Below are 20,358 nucleotides of genomic sequence, written 5' to 3'. Positions count from 1 at the left end.
AGCAAGAATACGCATATTCACTTCACTACTTGACAACAGACTCCCTCGTAACTATTCACCATTACGGCTGAGCAACAATTTTGGGTCGAATAAATATGGCAGGAATAGCAAGAAGAGCCATTAAATAGAAAACCACACCATGATGGGCTGGAACGCGCTCATAAATATAACCAACAATAATTGTAAGCACAGCTAACCCACCACCGGTGGCTAGGGCAGAATACACCCCTTGTAACGGAATGATTTCATTTTCTTTACGCGCACTAATAAAACGCATCGCGGCTAAATGGCAAACCGTAAAGGTACCACTGTGCAGTATTTGTATAATGATTAATACTGGTAAACTGGTAAATGCCCCCATTAAGCCCCAGCGAATCACCCCACAAAATGCAGATAAGAGTAATAGATTACGAGCACTCCAACGCCTAAATAAACGGTGGCTCAACATAAAAACTATCACTTCTGCGACAACACCCAGTGACCACAAATTACCTATTACTAAATCTGAATAGCCCGCTTCTTTCCAAAATAGGGACGCAAACCCATAATAAGCTGCATGTGCACCTTGCAGCAGCGTTACGCAAACTAAAAACTTCACGATGTTCTTATCTGCAATTAATTGCTTAAAGGAAAGCTTATCATCGCCCTCTACTTTGGCAGCTCCAGTCGGCATGATAGCGGGTTTTAACATTGACCCTAGCAATAATGCTAAGCAACTTATAATCAAAGCAACCATAATGGACTGATGACCCCAGACTCCCGCCAAATAGCCCATTAAAGATGAGCCGATAATAAATGCGATAGAGCCCCAAACACGGATTTTGCCATAATCGAATGAAAATTGTTTTTGCCAAGTGCCAGCCAACGAATCCCCTAATGGAACCATTGGTGCAAAGAACAAGTTAAACCCTATCATCACAAATAATAACCATGCCCAATGGGAACCAAAAGCAAAACCAACAGAGAAAATTAATGAGAGACCTGCTAGCAGTCGTAGTGCCATGATGAGTTTTGAGGGCTCTTTAACGGAAGGAGTAATAAACATTGCACCTAGGAAGCGAGCTGTTAGCCCGACACCGAGTAAAACCCCTATCATTTCTGCATCAATACCCTCGCCCTGTAGCCACACAGACCAAAATGGTAAAAAAATACTATACGCAAAAAAATAGGTAAAATAGTCAATAGCTAACCAACGTGTTGATGGAATGACCATCACCCCTCCCTTTTTTCAATGCAAAAAACCCGCTCATACAAACATGTAGAAGCGGGTTTAGGTAATTAAATATTGTTTATATTATGCGTAAACCGGGTATTTTTTGCAGATTGTTAATACTTTTTGTTTCACGCTTTCAATGGTCGCTTCGTCATTGAGGTTGTCTAGAATATCACACATCCAGCCAGCTAGCTCACCTGCTTCCGCTTCTTTAAAACCACGACGTGTAATTGCTGGAGAACCAATACGTACACCAGACGTTACGAATGGGCTTTTCGGATCGTTTGGTACGCTGTTTTTGTTAACAGTGATATTAGCGCGGCCAAGAGCTGCATCAGCATCTTTACCAGTAATACCTTTATCAACTAAATCAACTAAGAATAAGTGGTTTTCAGTTCCACCAGACACAACTTTATAGCCACGTTTTTGGAAAACGTCGACCATGGCTTTCGCATTTTTCGCCACTTGCTGCTGGTAAACTTTGAACTCTGGCTCCATAGCTTCTTTCAACGCAACCGCTTTACCTGCAATCACATGCATTAAAGGGCCACCTTGAGAACCTGGGAATACCGCAGAGTTGATTTTTTTGTACATCTCTTCGTCGCCACCTTTAGCAAGGATCAAACCACCGCGAGGGCCTGCTAAAGTTTTATGGGTCGTTGTTGTGACAACATGAGCGTGAGGAACTGGGTTTGGATAAACACCAGCTGCAATAAGACCTGCAACGTGAGCCATATCAACAAACAGATAAGCACCAATGCTATCTGCAATTTCACGCATTTTAGCCCAATCAACCACACCTGAATATGCAGAGAAACCGCCGATAATCATTTTAGGTTGATGTTTTACTGCTTGTGCTTTGATATCGTCGTAGTCAATTTTACCGCTCTCATCAATACCATAAGGAACGATATTATATAACTTACCCGAGAAATTAACTGGCGAACCATGCGTCAAATGCCCACCGTGTGCAAGGTTCATACCTAACACTGTATCGCCCGGTTGTAATAAAGCCATGTAAACAGCAGCGTTTGCTTGTGAACCAGAATGCGGCTGTACGTTTGCGTAATCAGCGCCAAATAATTCTTTTGCACGGTCAATCGCTAATTGCTCAACGACGTCAACGTACTCACAACCGCCGTAATAGCGTTTACCTGGGTAGCCTTCTGCATATTTATTGGTTAGCTGAGAACCTTGAGCCTGCATGACTCGTGGACTGGTATAGTTTTCAGAAGCAATTAATTCAATGTGTTCTTCTTGACGTTGTACTTCTTGCTCCATTGCTTCCCATAGTTTTGGATCATAGTCTGCAATATTCATTTCACGCTTTAACATTCGCTTCTCCTGCCTCAGCAATTCAATAGGTTGAAAATCGATTCATCGCAATAACACACAGTGTAAACTCTTTTTCTCTGTTGAGATAGCCCTAAAGAAAAAATATACGCAAACGATTGCATTAATTTTTTTCACTTCATTTGCTTCTTAAGGCTTCACTATAAAATAGCCCAAATTTTATTTTTTGACGCAGAGATCGCTGAATTTGCAAGCCCCTTCTCATTATGTGTTTATTTCAGTCATATTTTCCACGTTTGAGTATTTACTTGTTACCTTAAATATTATAAGTTGTATTTAAAATACATGTTTATAAATAAACTTTGTGTCTCTCAAATAAAAGTACGTTTATTACGGTGAAATAACGCTATCTAAATGAAAATATGCAATATATTTTCAAGTAGCTGAAAAATACATCATCGCGATGAACACTAAGGGAACATGAAAATAATTCAGGAGCACCTGTATGTTAGATAGCCAAACCATTGCCATTGTTAAATCAACTATCCCTGCCATTGCTGAGACAGGCCCCAAACTTACCGCCCATTTTTATGACAGAATGTTTAAACAACATCCTGAACTAAAAGATATTTTCAATATGACTCACCAAATGAATGGTGACCAACGCGAAGCCCTATTCAATGCTATTTGCGCTTATGCCGTCCATATTGAAACACCTGAAGCACTGGTTTCTGCCGTGGAAAAAATCGCACAAAAACACGTGAGTTTAAATATCAAACCGGAGCACTACCCAATTGTTGGGGAAAACTTACTGGCAGCTATCGATGAATTACTTAACCCAGGTCAAGAAGTGCTTGATGCATGGGGAAGAGCTTATGGTGTATTAGCGGATATTTTCATTGGTCGTGAAGCCGCAATTTACCAAGAAAACTCAGATAAAACGGGGGGATGGGAAGGCCTACGGGAATTTAAACTAAAACAAAAACAGCCACAAAGTGATGTCATCACCAGTTTTGAATTTGTCCCTGTCGATGGCAAACCCGTCGCAAATTACCGCGCAGGGCAATATATTACAATCTATGTAAATAGTGATGATTTTGAAAACCAAGAAATTCGCCAATATTCATTAACTACTGCACCTAATGGTCATAGCTATCGTATCGCCGTAAAACGCGAAGACCAAGGCGCTGTTTCTAATTTCTTACACCAGCAATTAAATGAAGGTGATAGCGTATTATTGGCCCCTCCTTGTGGTGATTTCTTTATCGATGTTGATAACCAAACCCCTGTCACGTTAATTTCTGCGGGTGTAGGTTTAACCCCGATGTTGAGTATGCTTAACCACCTCACAGAACAAGGGCACGATGCACAAGTTAATTGGTTACATGCGGCTGAAAATGGGGCTGTTCATGCTTTTAGCCATGAAATACAACAACTGATGGCAAAACAAAAAGCGGGGCAATCTGCCATTTGGTTTAATCAACCTCGTACAACTGATCGGGCTGGCTTTGATTATCAATTCCAAGGTTTAATGGACTTAGAGCAAGTTCGTGAATGGATTGAGCAACCAAACATGCAGTTTTACTTCTGCGGCCCAGTCGGTTTTATGCAACATGTTGGTAAACAGTTAGTTTCAATGGGGGTTGATGCCAATGCTATTCACTATGAATGTTTTGGCCCACATAAGGTTCTGCCACTCAACTAATTGATAAAAAAATGCTCTTCTCGTGAGAAGAGCATTTCTTGAGATGCATTAACGCATTAAAATTGCTTTAATCACGTTTTAAAGCTCAAGCGGCTTAGTTTTCTCGCAATTTAGCGGTAACGGGTTCATCTAACAAATACACTGTTTTAATCCCATTCCTGTGTATTTTCCGTTACCGCTTTTTCCTTCTATGTTTAAATCGCTTCTTCGTCCTGTTCACCCGTACGGATGCGGATCACCCGGGCAACGTCATAAACAAAGATTTTACCATCACCAATTTTACCGGTTTGCGCGGTTTGCATAATGGTTTCGACACAGTTTTCGACTATATCGTCCGGAACTACAATTTCAATTTTTACTTTAGGGAGGAAATCGACCATATATTCTGCACCGCGATACAGCTCGGTATGCCCTTTTTGGCGACCAAAGCCTTTCACTTCAGTAACAGTCATCCCAGTTATTCCTACTTCAGCCAGAGCTTCACGAACATCATCAAGTTTAAATGGCTTTATAATTGCATCAATTTTTTTCATAAATAGTCCCTGTTATGACCAGTTTTTACGGCCAAAACCTGAGGTGATCGGATAACGGCGATCTTTCCCAAAATTACGCATGGTAATACGCGGCCCAATAGGAGCTTGACGGCGTTTATATTCGTTAATATCAACAAGGCGTACAACTTTACGCACCATGTCTTTATCAAAACCTAACTTAATTAAATCATTAACGGAGAGATCTTTTTCGACATAACCTTCAAGTATCGCATCCAAAACGTCATAAGGCGGTAGGCTGTCTTGGTCTAACTGGCCTGGAGCAAGTTCCGCAGAAGGAGGCCTATCAATGACACGTTGAGGGATAGCTGGCGATATTGTATTACGATATTTAGCTAACTCAAAGACGAGGGTTTTAGGCACATCTTTTAATACATCAAATCCCCCAGCCATATCGCCATATAATGTTGAATAGCCCACGGCCGATTCACTTTTGTTACTTGTGGTCAACACTAAACGACGGCGTTTATTAGAGATTGCCATTAGAATAACAGCTCGGCAACGTGCTTGTAGGTTTTCTTCTGTTGTATCAGCTGCTGTACCTTCAAACATAGGTGCTAATTGTGCCATGAATGCATCAAACATTGGCTCAATAGAAACAATATCAAATTCAACTCCGAGCAGCTCAGCTTGTTCTTTGGCATCATGGATGCTCATTTCAGAAGTATAGCGGAAAGGCATCATCACTGCCTGTACATGCTCTTTACCTATTGCATCTACGGCAATAGCAACAGTCAGCCCTGAGTCTATCCCCCCAGACAACCCTAAAATGGCACCGTTAAAGCCATTTTTAGTGATGTAATCACGTGTTGCCAATACCAACGCTTGGTAAACTTGAGCCACTGAGTTCGTTTCTTCTTGAGCCCCACCATCAGTCACCAATACCAAATCTTCAAAATGGACTGTCGCTACTTGTTCTTCAAACTCAGCCAACTGGTATACTTGTTTACCTTTATTCGCCAATACCTTAGAACCGCCATCGAATACTAGTTCATCTTGACCACCGACTTGATTGAGATAGACGATAGGCATATTAGTACGTTGGCAATGATCGACCAGCAAGTCACTACGAATATGTTCTTTGTGAATATCATAAGGTGAAGCATTTATCGTGAGTAATAACTCAGCACCGGCGCCTTTAACGGCATCCACTGGCTCGTCATACCAAATATCTTCACAAATCAATAACCCAATGCGATAACCTTTAAACTCGACTACGCAGGTTTTTTCATCAGCCGTGAAATAACGAGGCTCATCAAATACACCATAATTTGGCAGTTCTTGTTTAAAATAACGTGCGTGTAATTTGCCTTGGTAAAAAAATGATAACGCATTATAGATTTCATCGTTTTCATACCATGGGTGACCGACGATAATTGCTGTAGCAGAACTGGCTTTTTGTAGGCGTTCAAGTTGTGCGAGGCAACGGTCTTCAAAATCACCACGGAAAATCAAATCCTCCGGAGGATACCCAGTCAGTGATAACTCTGAAAACATAACGATATCAGTGTGACCTGCTTGTTCTTTTACAACTTGCAGCATGCGTTCACAATTGCCTTCAATATCACCGACTAGCCAGTTAAGTTGTGCTAGCGAAATGTTAAGCTTACGGCTCATAAGGTGTTTTTTCTCCCGAAGCATGAATATGGATTGCTCTATTGCACATAATTTGTTCGATAAAATTCATGCGGTCAATAATTTTCATTTATTCTTTAAAATCATTGGCTTCTAAATCATGACGACCAAGTAATTTATAAAATTCTGTACGATTTCTCCCTGCCATTCTAGCAGCTTGAGTCACATTCCCCTTCGTCATTTGTAATAACTTACGCAAGTAATTTAGTTCAAACTGATTACGCGCTTCAACAAAAGTCGGGAGGGCCGTATTTTCCCCTTGCAGAGCCTGACTGACAAGCGCTTCACTAATAACAGGAGACGTGGTGAGTGCAACACATTGTTCAATGACGTTGACTAGCTGACGCACATTTCCTGGCCAACTCGCGGTAATAAGGCATTTCATCGCATCACTGGAAAAACTGCGTACAAACGGTTTATGGCGAGATGCTGACTCACGTAATAAATGATTAGCTAATAATGGGATATCTTCAGAGCGTTCATTCAACGCAGGAATACGTAGATTAACTACATTCAAGCGGTAATAAAGGTCTTCTCTAAACTCATTTTTTTCCATCGCTTTCGGTAAGTCACGATGAGTGGCAGATAAAATTCGTACATCAATATCTAAATCACGGTTACTTCCTAAGGGGCGTACTTTGCGCTCTTGCAACACTCGCAATAATTTGACTTGCAATGGCATTGGCATATCACCAATTTCATCCAAAAATAAGGTCCCACCACTAGCAGCGAAAAATAACCCCTCACGATTACTCACCGCGCCTGTAAATGCACCTTTAGCATGGCCAAAAAGTTCAGACTCTAATAATTGCTCAGGTAATGCGCCACAGTTAATCGCAATAAATGGCTTACGAGCACGAGGGCTTGCTTTATGGATTGCTTGAGCCAATACTTCTTTACCTGTACCACTTTGCCCATTAATTAATACGCTTACATCTGACTGAGCAACCATATGGGCTTGCTCTAGTAAACGGATCATTAAAGGGCTGCGAGTCACAATACCAGAGCTCCATTCCTCATCACTTATTGGGGTTGATGAAAGCGCAAGAGCTTCGTCGATGGCTTTATATAGTGCATCTTTATCAACGGGTTTAGTTAAGAAACTAAATACCCCTCGTTGTGTAGCCGCAACAGCATCAGGAATAGAGCCGTGTGCCGTTAATATAATAACGGGCATATTCGGATGGGCTTTTTGAATTTCATCAAATAACGCCATGCCATCCATTTCATCCATTCGTAAATCGCTGATCACTAAATCTAATTTTTCTTTTTGTAATATTTTTAGTGCTTCAGGCCCGCTTTCTGCCGTAATGACTTTAAAACCTTCACTACTTAAACGCATTCCGAGTAGTTTAAGTAGACTTGGGTCGTCATCCACTAACAGTAAATTTGCCGATTTACGGTTTGTCATTAGGTTCATTCTCCGATGAAGGCTGTTCTACAGATGAGCCCGATGTGTTACTTGGCTGCTGGCTCTCTGAAGATGTAGGTTTTTCCCCTTCTACTGCATTCTCGACTTCTTTTTCTGTTTCATTAGTACTTTTTTTGCGTGAAGAAAGTTGGCGTTCAATATCCGTTAAGTTTTCTAATTTTCGCGCAGTCGTGTTCAACTCAAAAGCCAGCTTGGCATTGTCTTCCTTTAGGCGGTCGAGTTTACTGTCCATTTCTTGCTGCAAACGCTTATAACGCGAACCTGCATCAGAAAGGTTAATAATTTGCACTTGTTGTTCACGCCATAGCTGCAATAAGGGGCGTACCCCTGTTGGAAAACTCAAACTATAGGTATTAATGCTATCAAGCATTTTTCGCCTTTCAGCAATGCTGGGGTCTGCTGAATTTAATAAGATATTTTGTTGAAATGCCGTCGACCAATCCGTCACCGTTATTTGATTAGCATCAGTTCGAGCCTGAGTCATATCAACCCTATCAGCACAATCCATCATACGTAACCAAAACAAGGCGTTTTCACGAGCTGCTAGCTGGTCATTATCCCAAATAGTTTCACAAGATGCATAGCGATAGTCAGTCACTTTAACTTCAGGTACAACAACTTGTGACAGTGTTTCAAGGGGGGATTGCCCATCTTTCGTAACACAACCTGTTAAAAAAAGGCCAAATAAAACCACCCCAATATGTGTAGTTGTACGTCTCATCACGTAACTAACCACCTGCTTTTGTTTATTAAACGCGACTTTATTACAAAGTACGGTTAAAAGTTCTGTAGACCGATTTACCATTATTCATTCTCTGCTGTTAGAGGCAGTTCAATTCTAAAACAAACATCTGCTGATTTATGAGGCACCAAGGAGAGCTCTCCCCCCATTTGTTTGATGCAATCCTGTGCAATACTTAGCCCTAATCCACTTCCTTTAACAGCACCTTTTCTTTGTAATGAACCTTGATAAAAAGGCTCAAATATCATGCTTTTTTCAGAATCTGGGATTGGAGTACCTGTATTAGCAACTTCAATCAGAAGTTTATTGTCTATCCTACGACTAGAAACCCAAATATTACCTGATTCGCTGCCATAGTGCACCGCATTGGAGTAGATATTATCGATTACACGCCCAAGAAGTGTCGGTTCTGCTAAGCAACTTTCAACTTTTAGACGCACGTCCGTTTTAATATTTTTCGCTCTCGCCGGTAAATTATGTGCATTTACAATATCGTCAATCAGCTTTTGCAAATCGACTAATTGTGCTTCAGGTGGGTTATCTACCAATTTGCGATTATAATCAAGAAGTTGTTCAATAAGTTGCTGAAGGTGCTTACTGCTATGATCTAAGATTTCGACAACTTCCCTTTGGGAGACCGTTAATGGCCCAGCAACCTCATCCGCAAGAAGTTCTGTTCCCTCACGCATACTGGCTAAAGGCGTTTTTAATTCATGTGAAATATGACGCAAAAATTCATGGCGTTGAGATTCAAGCCATGCCAAACGTTCGCTCAACCAGATGATCCGCTGAGCAATAGTACGCAGCTCTCGAGGGCCTTTAAAGCGTTCTATATTGCTCGCCAAGGTTCGACCAGTACCGAGGCGGTTAATCATTCGCTCAATAACCTTCACCGGACCAATAATCATCCTTGTGAATAAAGTGACCAGTAATGCGCTCAATAAAAAGAGGATTAAACTTTGCCAACCAAATAATTGCCCTTTATTGGCAATTGCTTTTTGTAATTGCTCTCCACGACTAAAAATCACATTTCTTGTTTCTTGAATTAAAAGTGCATTTTCAGCGGAAAATTGTTCCAATGCTTGAACAACTTTCTGGGTTGGTTCGTTATTTTCACAAGTAACTGCTTTAAGTTGCCCTAATATTTTAGACAGGTTAGAGGTATCTGAGTCTTTCGGTAAAATCGTCTTTTGGCGCTCAAGCATCTGTTCATAGTCAACAAATTGCTTTTGATACTGTGTCTGTAGTGTCGCATCTTGTAAAACACAATATTGCCGATAACTACGCTCCATTTCCAAGGCGAGACTACTCATGACCTCACTGCGCCTTGCGTCAAGCAATGTGGTCTTATTGATATCGGCTGCTTGATTACTCAGTTGCTCTAAGCTTTGGTAAGCCTGATAAGCTAACACTAAGAGTGGTAATAATACCAACCAGAATGCCATAACAACCAATTGGCGCAAGGAGCGCGGGAAAAAACGCCATTTACTCAATGCATTCATCTCATACTCATTAAACGTTTTTTAATGGTAACAGAACTCTTTGTAGGACGGGTAGTTGAATCACAATTCTGTATACCGCAATGTTGAAATCAGACTAAGTGTATAATGTGATAGCAATCAACATGCCAACCTCTCTAAATAAAGGTCGAGGCTTTTTAGCCACGCATATCTATTGATAAATAAATAGCAAAAGCGCATTTCAACAACCAATCACTTAAGATGATCTTTGGGGAAACTACACTGAGATAGCAACGCAGCGGTTCGAAAGATTGGGGGAGATAAACAGGAAGGCGGGATAGAGTATTGGACTCTACCCCGCCAGCGATGGATTACTTCTTTTATATGACTATGTCTTTACAATAAAGATAATCATATAGGTGGTGCCTCACTCAACGTGTCGCCCTGTGTTTGATAAGGCCCGAAGGCGAGTATCTGTGCTGTTGGACGGTAGGCACCTTACTTTGGCGTCATTCTTGCTTTATGTGGTATGTACCCAACTAATTATGGACCTACATAATAAATTGAATGAGCAACTGAGTATTATTATGCACAAGCCATGCCAACTTTTCAAGAAAACACTCATCACTTTGAATAATAACAAAAAATATATTCAATCATTCTTTTGCGGGATTTAAGTACACAAAAATAGTGTTCTCCATTCATCGTATTGTCGCTAATTTAAGACACTCTAGCACCAAAAATAAAATAACCTTAAATATCAAGAAGATAAATGTCTCCATTTGGCGACAGCGGCAATACTGGTTTGTCGTTAATTTTACACACCCCGTATTAGAGGGGGAAAAACCTAGTTAACCCTATTGATATTTCAGTTAAGTTACATTAAATATATTTATATTTTATGTGTGAAATAAAATATTAACTCTAATTTGACAATCCATAACAAAGCAGATAATCAAAAAAATAATTACTTATAATACATTAAGATAAGAAATTCTCGCATTTTCTTTTTATATGGTTTGCTTTTTCCGCAAAGTAATACAATACTTAAAAAGAACAAATCAATTGACCTTTTTTTAAACAATAATAGGATGTCAAATGAAAGACTCTTCAACGGTAACTAACAAACCAGATGACCTCAGTGCTGGCGTATACGTTTTACAGCAAACAATTGGTTTCATGTTTCAAGCTGCATTACGTGCAGCTGCAAAACTTAATTTAGCTGAACACTTAGAGAGTGGCCCCAAAACGTCAGAGCAGCTAGCACAAGAACTCGGTTGCAGAGAAAGAACAATTCGCCAAATACTGCGCCTGCTTGCCAGCCACCGGATTTTTACCTCTCTAGGTGACTCGCGTTTTGCCTTAAACCCTGAAGCCGAATTTCTAAAGGCTGATCATCCATTTTCATTACGCCAAGCGATACTCATGGTAACAGACCAAACATTTTGGATGCCGTCTTATCAATTAAGTGATATCGCATTAAAAAAACCGGTATTTGAAGATTTATTTGGCGGTAGTTTCTTTGAATATTGGGAAAAAAATGCCAACTTACCCGACAACTTCCATAATGGTATGTCATCATTTTCAGCGATAGAAAATAACTCTGTAGTTAGGCATTATGATTTCAATGAAAATATTGTTGTAGCTGATATTGCGGGTGGCTTTGGTGGTTTACTTCTCGAAGTACTGAAAAACAACCCAACAGTTCAAGGTATTCTATTTGATAGGGAACATGTTTTAGAAAATAATATCTTACACTTATTAGAAGATGACTCTCGTTGGGAAACTTGCCCCGGTTCTTTCTTTGAAAAATGCCCAGAAGCCGATATATTTTTACTTAAGTATATCAGCCATGACTGGCCAGATGACAAAGTTGTTGAGATCCTAAAAACTATCCGCCGTGCCATGAAGCAATCATCTAAATTACTCTTGATCGATTGTGTTATTGGTGATGATGACAAACCCTATTTTGGCAAAGAATTGGATTTACTCTGTATCAACCTTTCCGCGGATGGCGGCGGGCATACAAAAGCAGAGTTTGAAGCGCTATTTGCCAAGTCTGGGTTAAAACTTAACCGAATCATCGACACGGATACCCACGTTTATATCATTGAAGTATTGCCTGTTTAATCATCTAAGTAAGGGCTAACTCTTCAGGTAATAAAGCATTAAGCCTTAGTTTTATTACCTTGTACGATTAAGTCATTGCCTATTGTGGGCTCGCCTTCCCTACTCCTTTTATACTCTGCTTTTCTGATGAATATCAGAATTCTAAATGATGTTTATAGATTATCCTTTCCCATCTTGATATAAGACTGAGTAACACACTACACATTAAAATAATAAAGCCAAATGATAAAAATCGCCTTAATTGATGACCATATTGTTGTACGGTCTGGGTTCGCTCAATTGCTTACCTTAGAAAGTGATATTTCAGTGGTTGGGCAATATGCAAATGCCCAAGAAGCTTGGCCAAACCTAATTAACCTTGATATAGATGTGGCCATTATGGACATTTCTATGCCTGATGAAAACGGCTTGCAATTACTCACGCGTCTACGCCAGAAAAAGCCCGACTTCCGTACAATTATTTTAAGTATTTATGACACGCCGGCTTTTGTTCAAAGTGCGTTAGATGCGGGGGCTAGCGCTTATTTAACGAAACGCTGCGGACCAGAAGAATTAGTCCAAGCTGTTCGTTCTGTCCATCAGGGAGGTTGCTACCTATGTTCAGATGCCATGAGAGCTTTACGCCATTCACCGCAGCAACAAAAAGGAATTCAAGAGCTTACCCCTCGTGAACGCGAAGTATTTGATTTATTAGTATCAGGGTTAAGCGTTAAGGTCATAGCTGAACAACTCGAATTGAGCCATAAAACTGTTCATGTGCACCGTGCTAATGTACTCGGTAAATTACAGTGTGAAAATACCATCGATCTGGTTCATTATGCATTAGAACACAACCTGATTTCTCGATAATTTATGATGAATAAAAGCCTGCGATTAACACTGCAATCCACATTTCTACTTTTTACCTATTCATTATTGTGGGTTGGGTTGTGGATCATCGGTTTTTATTTGAGCCAAAATAGTTTTCAAGCAACATTATTTCTTCCTCAAGGGTTAAGACTCGCTTTAATGATCATCCTTTGGCGACGCTATTGGCCAACACTGCTACTCAGTGAAGGAATACTCAATCTTTGGCTATCAGAAGAACAATTACTGTTTCAACCTATTTTATTACTCTCTCCATTGCTCAGCCTTGGAGTCGCTTTTATTATTCAAGATATCTGGTGGCGATACACTTTATATTGGCAACGTTTATTACTGTTGCTCGCCGGTGTGGCTGCAAATAGCATTCTGCATGCGTTATTATTTGGTTGGTTATCCCCCTATTCCGTTAGCCAGTTATTTTTAACGTCATTTACTGGCGGAATTTTGCTATCCCCATTTGTTTACCTAATTTATGAATATCTACACGAACAGCACTACCAAATGTTACTTGACTATGGGACTCCTGATAAGCAATTACGTACTTCATTGATTGTCTGGTGCTTTTTGTTTTGTGTTGTCGGTTTAAGCGCTCAAGTCTTTTTTGCGCCTGAAATAGAGCGTTTAATTGTCCTACTGGTATTTATTCCTAATGTTTTTATGGCCTATCGCTATGGCTGGCAAGGTGGAGTACTTTCCGCTCTATTAGGGAGTTTAATTATTACTTTTGCTCGGCAATTCCACGGTGCCTTCGCTGATTTAGAAGAACTAGAGATGTTCTTAAGTACCCAAGCCCTTATTGGTATTGGATTAGGGATTGCCATTAGCCGTCAAAAACAACTTGCTAGCAATTTACAACGTTACCGCCAACGTTTAGAACAAGAGCTAAAAGCTCGTCGTGATTTAATGCGCCAATTAGTCCATACCGAAGAAGATATTAAAAAAGCGATTGCCCGTGAGTTACACGATGAAATTGGCCAAAATATTACCGCCATCCAAATTCAATCAATGTTAGTCAAAAAAACTGCCGCTGATCCACTTGGGCAGCAAGCAGCGAGCCAAATTAATGAACTCGCGCAGCAAATTCACCAGTCTACACGGCAATTGTTGCGCCAGTTACGCCCGCCCGTGCTAGAAGAAATGTCCTTGGAAAAAGCGCTTAAACACTTAATTGCTGAGTTTTCCTTCCCTGAAAGGAATATTCAATGCCATTTTCATTACGGTTTACAAGAAACACCAATAAACGAAACGGTTTTATTTACACTATATCGGCTAGTCCAAGAGTTACTTAACAATATCAGTAAGCATGCGAAAGCCACTCAAATCCATATATCACTTGAACAAGTAAATGACCAGATCCAGCTTATTGTTGATGATAATGGCGTTGGTATTCCTTTTAGTAAACGAACCAGCGGCTTTGGTTTACGTGGTATTGAAGAACGAGTCAGAGCCTTAGGCGGTGATTGGACGTTAACTACCCAAAATGGAACGAAAATAAGTGTTAACTTGCCCACATTTTGAGATAAAACATCGCAAAACTAGGAATTATTCCTACCCCTCTAATACCTTCTCTCATCCTTTTTGTTAAAAACTTGATTACATTTGCCAAACAAGAGAAACAACACCATGACAGGTAATGACACGTTGAGTCTGGATAACACTTATCATTTTTGGCGTCGCCGCTTAATGCTATCAATGATTATTGGTTATGCCACTTTTTACCTTACACGAAAAAGCTTTAATTTCGTGATGCCAGTTATGCAAAGTGAATTGTTTCTCGATAAAAGCGATATCGGCTGGATAGCCACTGCGTTTTACCTTACCTACGGTATTTCAAAGTTTTTATCGGGTATTTTTCACGATATTACAGGATATCGCTGGTTTATGGGGGCAGGCCTAGTGATGACTGGGTTGCTAAATATCGTATTCGCCTATTGCTTATCGTTCCCTGCTTTATTAGTGGTGTGGACATTAAATGGTTTTTTCCAAGGTTGGGGATGGCCTCCTTGCGCACGTATCTTAACCCATTGGTATTCACGCAATGAACGTGGCTTTTGGTGGGGGTTATGGAATATCTCGATTAACCTTGGTGGAATGCTGCTGCCTTTATTGACAGCGCTATTAGCCACCCAATATAGCTGGCAGATGGCTTTAATTGTTCCTGGGGTAATTGGCGTGGTTGTTGGTTTATGGCTATGTAGTCAGTTACGAGGAACACCACAAGAAGAGCATCTTCCTAGCGTGGGCCAATGGCGAAAAGATGTGCTGGAATTACGCCAAGAGCGTTTGTCTCCGCCAATGCCAATGCTCTTGATTTTAAAAGAGAGCATCGTTTTTAACCGCATGATTTGGTTATTAGGTTTCTCTTATATCTTAGTTTATTTGATCCGTATGGCAATAAATGATTGGGGAAACCTATGGTTAACGGAAACACACGGTACCAACTTACTGAGTGCTAACGCAACATTATCGTTATTTGAATTAGGTGGCTTATTAGGGGCACTTTGTTCTGGCTGGGGTTCAGACCTTTTGTTTCGCGGCCAACGCGCCCCCATGATTTTACTGTTTTCATTGGGCCTGTGTGTTTCAGTCAGCGCCTTATGGTTAACGCCAATTCATCATTATGCATTATTGGCTGTATGTTTTTTTGCTATCGGCTTTTTTGTTTTTGGACCACAAATGTTAATCGGTCTAGCTGCAACAGAATATTGTCATAAAAAAGCAGCTGGAGCGGTAACAGGCTATCTTGGCTTGTACGCCTATTTAGGTGCCGCAATTGCTGGATGGCCACTCTCTCAGGTCATTGCACGTTATGGTTGGTCAGGGATGTTTACCTTGCTCGCCAGTGCAGCGGCTCTGATGGGGCTACTGCTAATGCCTCTTTTGATTGCCAATGTCAGCAAACGGGAGCACTTAGCAGGCACTGTTTCACCCTCTGATAATAAAACCTGAAAAAAGGACTGACAATGAAACTGAAAACTCTCTCTACGCTTATCGCTGCGGGTTTGTCACTTGCAGCAATCACTGCAAATGCCGCAGGCCGTCTGGTGGTTTACTGTAGCGCAACTAATGCCATGTGCGAAACAGAAACCCAAGCTTTCGCGAAAAAATACGATGTCAAAACCACATTTGTTCGTAACGGTTCTGGCAGTACTTTAGCTAAAATTGAAGCAGAAAAACGCAATCCACAAGCTGATGTATGGTATGGCGGTACATTAGACCCTCATTCACAGGCGGGGGAAATGGATTTACTCGAACCCTATAAATCGCCAAAATTATCTGAAATCATGCCTCAGTTCCAAGACCCTGCGAAACGTAAAGGGAACTATTCTTCCGCGGTTTACATTGGTATTTTAGGCTTTGGCGTAAATAAAGACCGCTTAAAAGAAAAAGGTTTACCTATCCCAACTTGCTGGAAAGACCTGACTAAACCTGAATATAAAGGCGAAATTCAAATTGCTGACCCACAAAGCTCAGGGACAGCTTATACCGCACTGGCCACTTTTGACCAGCTATGGGGAAATGAACAAGCTTTTGATTATCTGAAAAAACTGAATGCGAATATTTCACAATACACCAAGTCAGGGATTGCACCGGCACGTAATGCGGCTCGAGGTGAGTCTGCTATTGGTATCGGGTTCTTACATGATTATTCATTAGAAGTCGAAAATGGCGCACCATTAGAGCTTATTGCACCTTGTGAAGGTACAGGCTATGAAATTGGCGGTATCAGTATCCTTAAAAATGCGCGCAATATGGATAACGCCAAACTATTCGTTGATTTTGTCCTCTCTAAAGAAGCGCAAGAACTTAGTTGGAAAGAAGGTAAATCTTACCAGATTTTAACCAATACCACTGCGGAGTCTTCCCCAATTTCATTAAAACTCAATGACTTAAACCTAATTAACTATGATATGGATAAATACGGGGATGCAGATGTCCGTAAAAATCTGATCAATAAATGGGTTACTGAAGTAAAAATGAGCAAATAACAATTTGGTGCGGCGTTAATACGCCGCATTGAGCACTTACTTAACTAAAATAAAAATTAATTTAATTAAGCTCAAAATAGTTTGTGTCATGGCTAAACACCCTGCTTACACAAAATATAATGAGCTTAGGGGGATCTATGTCTCAAACCCTAACACTGACACCGCCTAAAAAGCGAGATAGCACCTTTTTCTGGTTGTTATTAGCTTGGATTGGTTTTGCTTTGCTACCTTCTTGGAGCCTTGATTATGGCTTACTTGATTCTACGCAAGATGAAATCCTTGCCGCGTATGGTTGGAGCAGCTTAAACATTAGTTGGCTTTGGTATTTATTGCCTTCTATTTTATTTATTCGCCCGTTAACACCTGCGGATCGCTATCATAAAACTCGCCATTATTTGGATATTGGCATTGCAGTAGCAACGGTTGCTGTAGTCATTTTGACCTCTTATCTTGAAGGAAAAGGCTTAGGCTACTCTTCGATAGTGTTATTTATCGCCCTTGGCATGGTGATGACTCTCGCACTAACACGCCTTGAATGGCTTGGTGGCGACCAGTTTGTTATTGGTTCACTCATCACTGTTGTCACCCTGATTGCGCTGTTTATTGTTTTTCCGAGCGTGGCTATTTTTATTCCCATGTTCACCGATGGTAATGGCGATTTTGCTCCCTTTGCGTTTGTAGCGATTTTGACACAATCACATATTGTTCAAGTCATTATTAACTCAATCTTTTTATCATTGGCGGTTGGTGCTGGCTGTACCTTCTTTGGTTTAATTTTAGCTATTTACACCACTCGTATTGCGAAACGCTCCGCAATTATTGGCCGTATTTTCTCAATATTACCCATCGTAACTCCGCCATTCGTTGTCGGTTTGGGTGTTACGTTGATGATGGGGCGTTCTGGGTATATCACCGAATTTCTCGCGGCCTATATGGGGTTAGAAAATACCAACTGGTTATACGGTTTTACTGGTATTTGGCTAGCTCAAGTCCTCGCCTTTACCCCTATGTCATTTATGATTTTGGATGGGGCAATTAAAACTATTCATCCATCATTAGAAGAAGCTTCGTATACCTTACGAGCTAACCGCTACCAAACCTTTTTTAATGTGTTTATGCCATTACTGAAACCTGCACTGGCTAACGCATTCTTAATTGTCATCGTTCAGTCATTAGCCGATTTTAGTAACCCATTAGTGTTAGGCGGTAACTTCGATGTTCTAGCAACACAAATTTATTTTTATATCACAGGTTCTCAGCTCGATTATCAAGCAGCAAGTACCTTGGGTGCATCACTATTAGTTTTCTCACTATTAGTGTTCTGCGTTCAATATATGTGGATAGGTAAGCGTTCCTATGTCACTGTTTCGGGCAAATCGTATCGCGGTGATGTACAACCATTACCTGTGTCATTAATTGCTACTGTAACTACCTTCTTAGCTATTTGGGTTGCCTTTAACGTATTGTTATACGGTAGTATTTTCTATGGTAGCTTCACGGTAAACTGGGGCGTTGATTACACATTAACCTTCGATAACTTTATTAAGTTATTCGGTCAAGGTATGAGTGACGGCGCATGGCCATCCTTATTAGATACTCTTCTGTACGCGGGTATTGCTGCACCAATCACCGCCATACTCGGCTTGTTAATTGCTTATATCGTCGTTCGCCAAGATTTTCGTGGTAAAAAAACCATCGAATTTACCACCATGCTGTGCTTTGCCGTACCGGGAACAGTGGCTGGTGTGTCATACATTTTAGCCTTTAATGACTCGCCATTTTACTTAACTGGTACCGCAGCTATCGTCATTATATCGATGACCATGCGTAATGTTCCGGTCGGTATCCGTGCCGGTATTGCGGGCTTAGGGCAAATTGATAAATCGTTAGATGAAGCCTCACTCAGCTTACGGGCAGGCTCCATGCGCACCATTTTCTTTATCCTGTTGCCATTACTGCGCCCTGCGATTTTATCGGCTTTGATTTATAGCTTCGTGCGAGCGATCACGACAGTAAGTGCCATTGTATTCTTGGTAACCCCCGATACTCGCGTAGCAACTGCCTACATTCTTAATCGTGTTGAGGATGGTGAATACGGCGTGGCAATTGCTTATGGTTCAATACTGATTGTCGTCATGTTGGCCATTATTTTCTTATTTGACTATTTAATTGGCGAAGCCCGTGTTTCACGTTCCAAAGCCAAAAATGCACAGTAATCATGGAGTAACTGACATGACACAACATAATTTTGTTGAATTAAAAAATGTGACTAAACGCTTTGGTACCAATACGGTCATCGACGATTTAAGTCTTTCTATTCCACAAGGTAGTATGGTGACCTTATTAGGTCCCTCTGGCTGTGGTAAAACCACGGTATTACGTTTAGTCGCAGGGTTAGAAAAACCCACAGAAGGACGGATGTTTATAGATGGTGAGGATGTTACCGATCGTTCAATCCAACAACGTGATATTTGTATGGTTTTCCAATCATATGCCCTATTCCCTCATATGTCGTTAGGGGACAACGTCGGTTATGGTTTGAAAATGTTAGGCTTACCTAAAGCTGAAATCAGAAAACGTGTTGACGAAGCACTAGAATTGGTTGATTTAGCTGGCTTTGCTGACCGTTTTGTTGACCAAATTTCTGGTGGCCAGCAACAGCGTGTTGCTTTAGCTCGTGCATTGATCCTCAAACCTAAAGTGTTGTTATTTGATGAGCCATTAAGTAACTTAGATGCCAATTTACGCCGTAGCATGCGTGAAAAAATCCGTGAATTACAGCAACAGTTTAACATCACCTCGTTATACGTGACCCATGACCAAAGTGAAGCCTTCGCCGTTTCCGATATGGTTTTGGTGATGAACAAAGGGAAAATCATGCAATTAGGTTCTCCACAAGAACTATACCGTCAGCCTGCCTCAAGGTTTATGGCCAGCTTTATGGGAGATGCGAATATTTTCCCTGCCACACTGACTCATGATTCAGTAAATATTTTTAATTATCACTTACCTCGCCCAGCACAACTAGCAACGGATAATACGGAAATCACTGTCGGTGTACGCCCTGAAGCTATCACGCTTAGCTTACAAGGTGACGATAGCCAACGCTGTACTGTCACTCATGTGGCTTATATGGGGCCTCAATATGAGGTCACTGTTGATTGGCATGGTCAATCCATGTTGTTGCAAATTAATGCCACACAATTGCAGCCAACAGTAGGGGAAAACCTTTATTTACAGATCCACCCCTATGGCATGTTTATTCTTGAGTAATGTTCCACTCTTTAAATAATGCTTAATGTGGTTAGGCAACAGGTAAGTGAAATACCAGAGTAAAGTACAAG

Annotated in this window: 15 protein-coding genes; 8 read left to right on the top strand and 7 right to left on the bottom strand. The window is 40.8% G+C overall.

The window, feature by feature from the left end:
* Positions 1-61: 61 nt before the first annotated feature.
* Both M1F14_RS10960 and glyA read right to left on the bottom strand, forming a co-directional pair.
* Positions 62-1,213 carry a 3-phenylpropionate MFS transporter gene (locus tag M1F14_RS10960; RefSeq protein ID WP_042844654.1) on the bottom strand — a complete coding sequence of 384 codons (1,152 nt, stop codon included), beginning with the start codon at positions 1,211-1,213 and terminating at the stop codon, positions 62-64.
* 81 nt (positions 1,214-1,294) lie between these two features.
* Entirely contained in the window at positions 1,295-2,548 is a 1,254-nt protein-coding gene (gene glyA, locus M1F14_RS10955; protein WP_105881182.1) for a serine hydroxymethyltransferase, read from the bottom strand.
* Between the two features lie 463 nt (positions 2,549-3,011).
* Here glyA and hmpA point away from each other — a divergent pair, with 463 nt between their 5' ends.
* Positions 3,012-4,211, top strand: a complete 1,200-nt coding sequence (gene hmpA, locus M1F14_RS10950) for an NO-inducible flavohemoprotein (protein WP_042844659.1) — start codon at positions 3,012-3,014, stop codon at positions 4,209-4,211.
* Positions 4,212-4,405: 194 nt separating this feature from the next.
* Here hmpA and glnB read toward each other — a convergent pair whose 3' ends face one another.
* From glnB to M1F14_RS10925, 5 genes are all read right to left on the bottom strand, one after another.
* On the bottom strand, positions 4,406-4,744 hold the full coding sequence (gene glnB, locus M1F14_RS10945) for a nitrogen regulatory protein P-II (protein ID WP_004912721.1): 339 nt from the start codon (positions 4,742-4,744) through the stop codon (positions 4,406-4,408).
* A gap of 12 nt (positions 4,745-4,756) precedes the next feature.
* Positions 4,757-6,379 carry an NAD+ synthase gene (locus tag M1F14_RS10940; RefSeq protein WP_181468614.1) on the bottom strand — a complete coding sequence of 541 codons (1,623 nt, stop codon included), beginning with the start codon at positions 6,377-6,379 and terminating at the stop codon, positions 4,757-4,759.
* An 88-nt stretch (positions 6,380-6,467) separates the two neighbouring features.
* Positions 6,468-7,808 carry a two-component system response regulator GlrR gene (gene glrR / locus M1F14_RS10935; protein ID WP_042844663.1) on the bottom strand — a complete coding sequence of 447 codons (1,341 nt, stop codon included), beginning with the start codon at positions 7,806-7,808 and terminating at the stop codon, positions 6,468-6,470.
* Positions 7,795-8,550: a two-component system QseEF-associated lipoprotein QseG gene (gene qseG, locus M1F14_RS10930; protein ID WP_071548855.1), complete on the bottom strand. Its 756-nt coding sequence runs from the start codon at positions 8,548-8,550 to the stop codon at positions 7,795-7,797. Before qseG ends, glrR begins: the two co-directional genes overlap by 14 nt.
* Before the next feature lie 83 nt (positions 8,551-8,633).
* Complete coding sequence (locus tag M1F14_RS10925; protein ID WP_042844664.1) at positions 8,634-10,073, bottom strand: HAMP domain-containing sensor histidine kinase; 1,440 nt, start codon at positions 10,071-10,073, stop codon at positions 8,634-8,636.
* Positions 10,074-11,129: 1,056 nt separating this feature from the next.
* On the opposite strand from M1F14_RS10925, the gene M1F14_RS10920 reads away from it, so the two are divergent.
* From M1F14_RS10920 to fbpC, 7 genes are all read left to right on the top strand, one after another.
* A complete protein-coding gene (locus M1F14_RS10920) occupies positions 11,130-12,161 on the top strand; it encodes a methyltransferase (protein ID WP_042844666.1) in 1,032 nt (343 codons plus the stop codon).
* 222 nt (positions 12,162-12,383) lie between these two features.
* Positions 12,384-13,010, top strand: coding sequence for a response regulator transcription factor (locus tag M1F14_RS10915; protein WP_042844669.1), 627 nt, complete (start codon positions 12,384-12,386; stop codon positions 13,008-13,010).
* Positions 13,011-13,016: 6 nt separating this feature from the next.
* The gene (locus M1F14_RS10910; RefSeq protein ID WP_181469342.1) at positions 13,017-14,543 is read left to right on the top strand and encodes an MASE1 domain-containing protein; all 1,527 of its coding nucleotides are present in this window, start codon (positions 13,017-13,019) and stop codon (positions 14,541-14,543) included.
* A 105-nt stretch (positions 14,544-14,648) separates the two neighbouring features.
* Complete coding sequence (gene uhpC, locus M1F14_RS10905) at positions 14,649-15,974, top strand: MFS transporter family glucose-6-phosphate receptor UhpC (RefSeq protein ID WP_181468615.1); 1,326 nt, start codon at positions 14,649-14,651, stop codon at positions 15,972-15,974.
* Between the two features lie 14 nt (positions 15,975-15,988).
* On the top strand, positions 15,989-17,014 hold the full coding sequence (locus M1F14_RS10900) for an ABC transporter substrate-binding protein (RefSeq protein WP_181468616.1): 1,026 nt from the start codon (positions 15,989-15,991) through the stop codon (positions 17,012-17,014).
* A gap of 137 nt (positions 17,015-17,151) precedes the next feature.
* The gene (locus tag M1F14_RS10895; RefSeq protein ID WP_042844677.1) at positions 17,152-19,230 is read left to right on the top strand and encodes an iron ABC transporter permease; all 2,079 of its coding nucleotides are present in this window, start codon (positions 17,152-17,154) and stop codon (positions 19,228-19,230) included.
* Between the two features lie 16 nt (positions 19,231-19,246).
* Positions 19,247-20,287: a ferric ABC transporter ATP-binding protein gene (gene fbpC / locus M1F14_RS10890; RefSeq protein WP_042844680.1), complete on the top strand. Its 1,041-nt coding sequence runs from the start codon at positions 19,247-19,249 to the stop codon at positions 20,285-20,287.
* Positions 20,288-20,358 lie beyond the last annotated feature (71 nt).

The sequence above is a fragment of the Providencia sp. PROV003 genome (genome assembly GCF_045040775.1).
Lineage (GTDB): Bacteria > Pseudomonadota > Gammaproteobacteria > Enterobacterales > Enterobacteriaceae > Providencia > Providencia huashanensis.
This window is presented reverse-complemented; position numbering and strand designations above follow the sequence as displayed.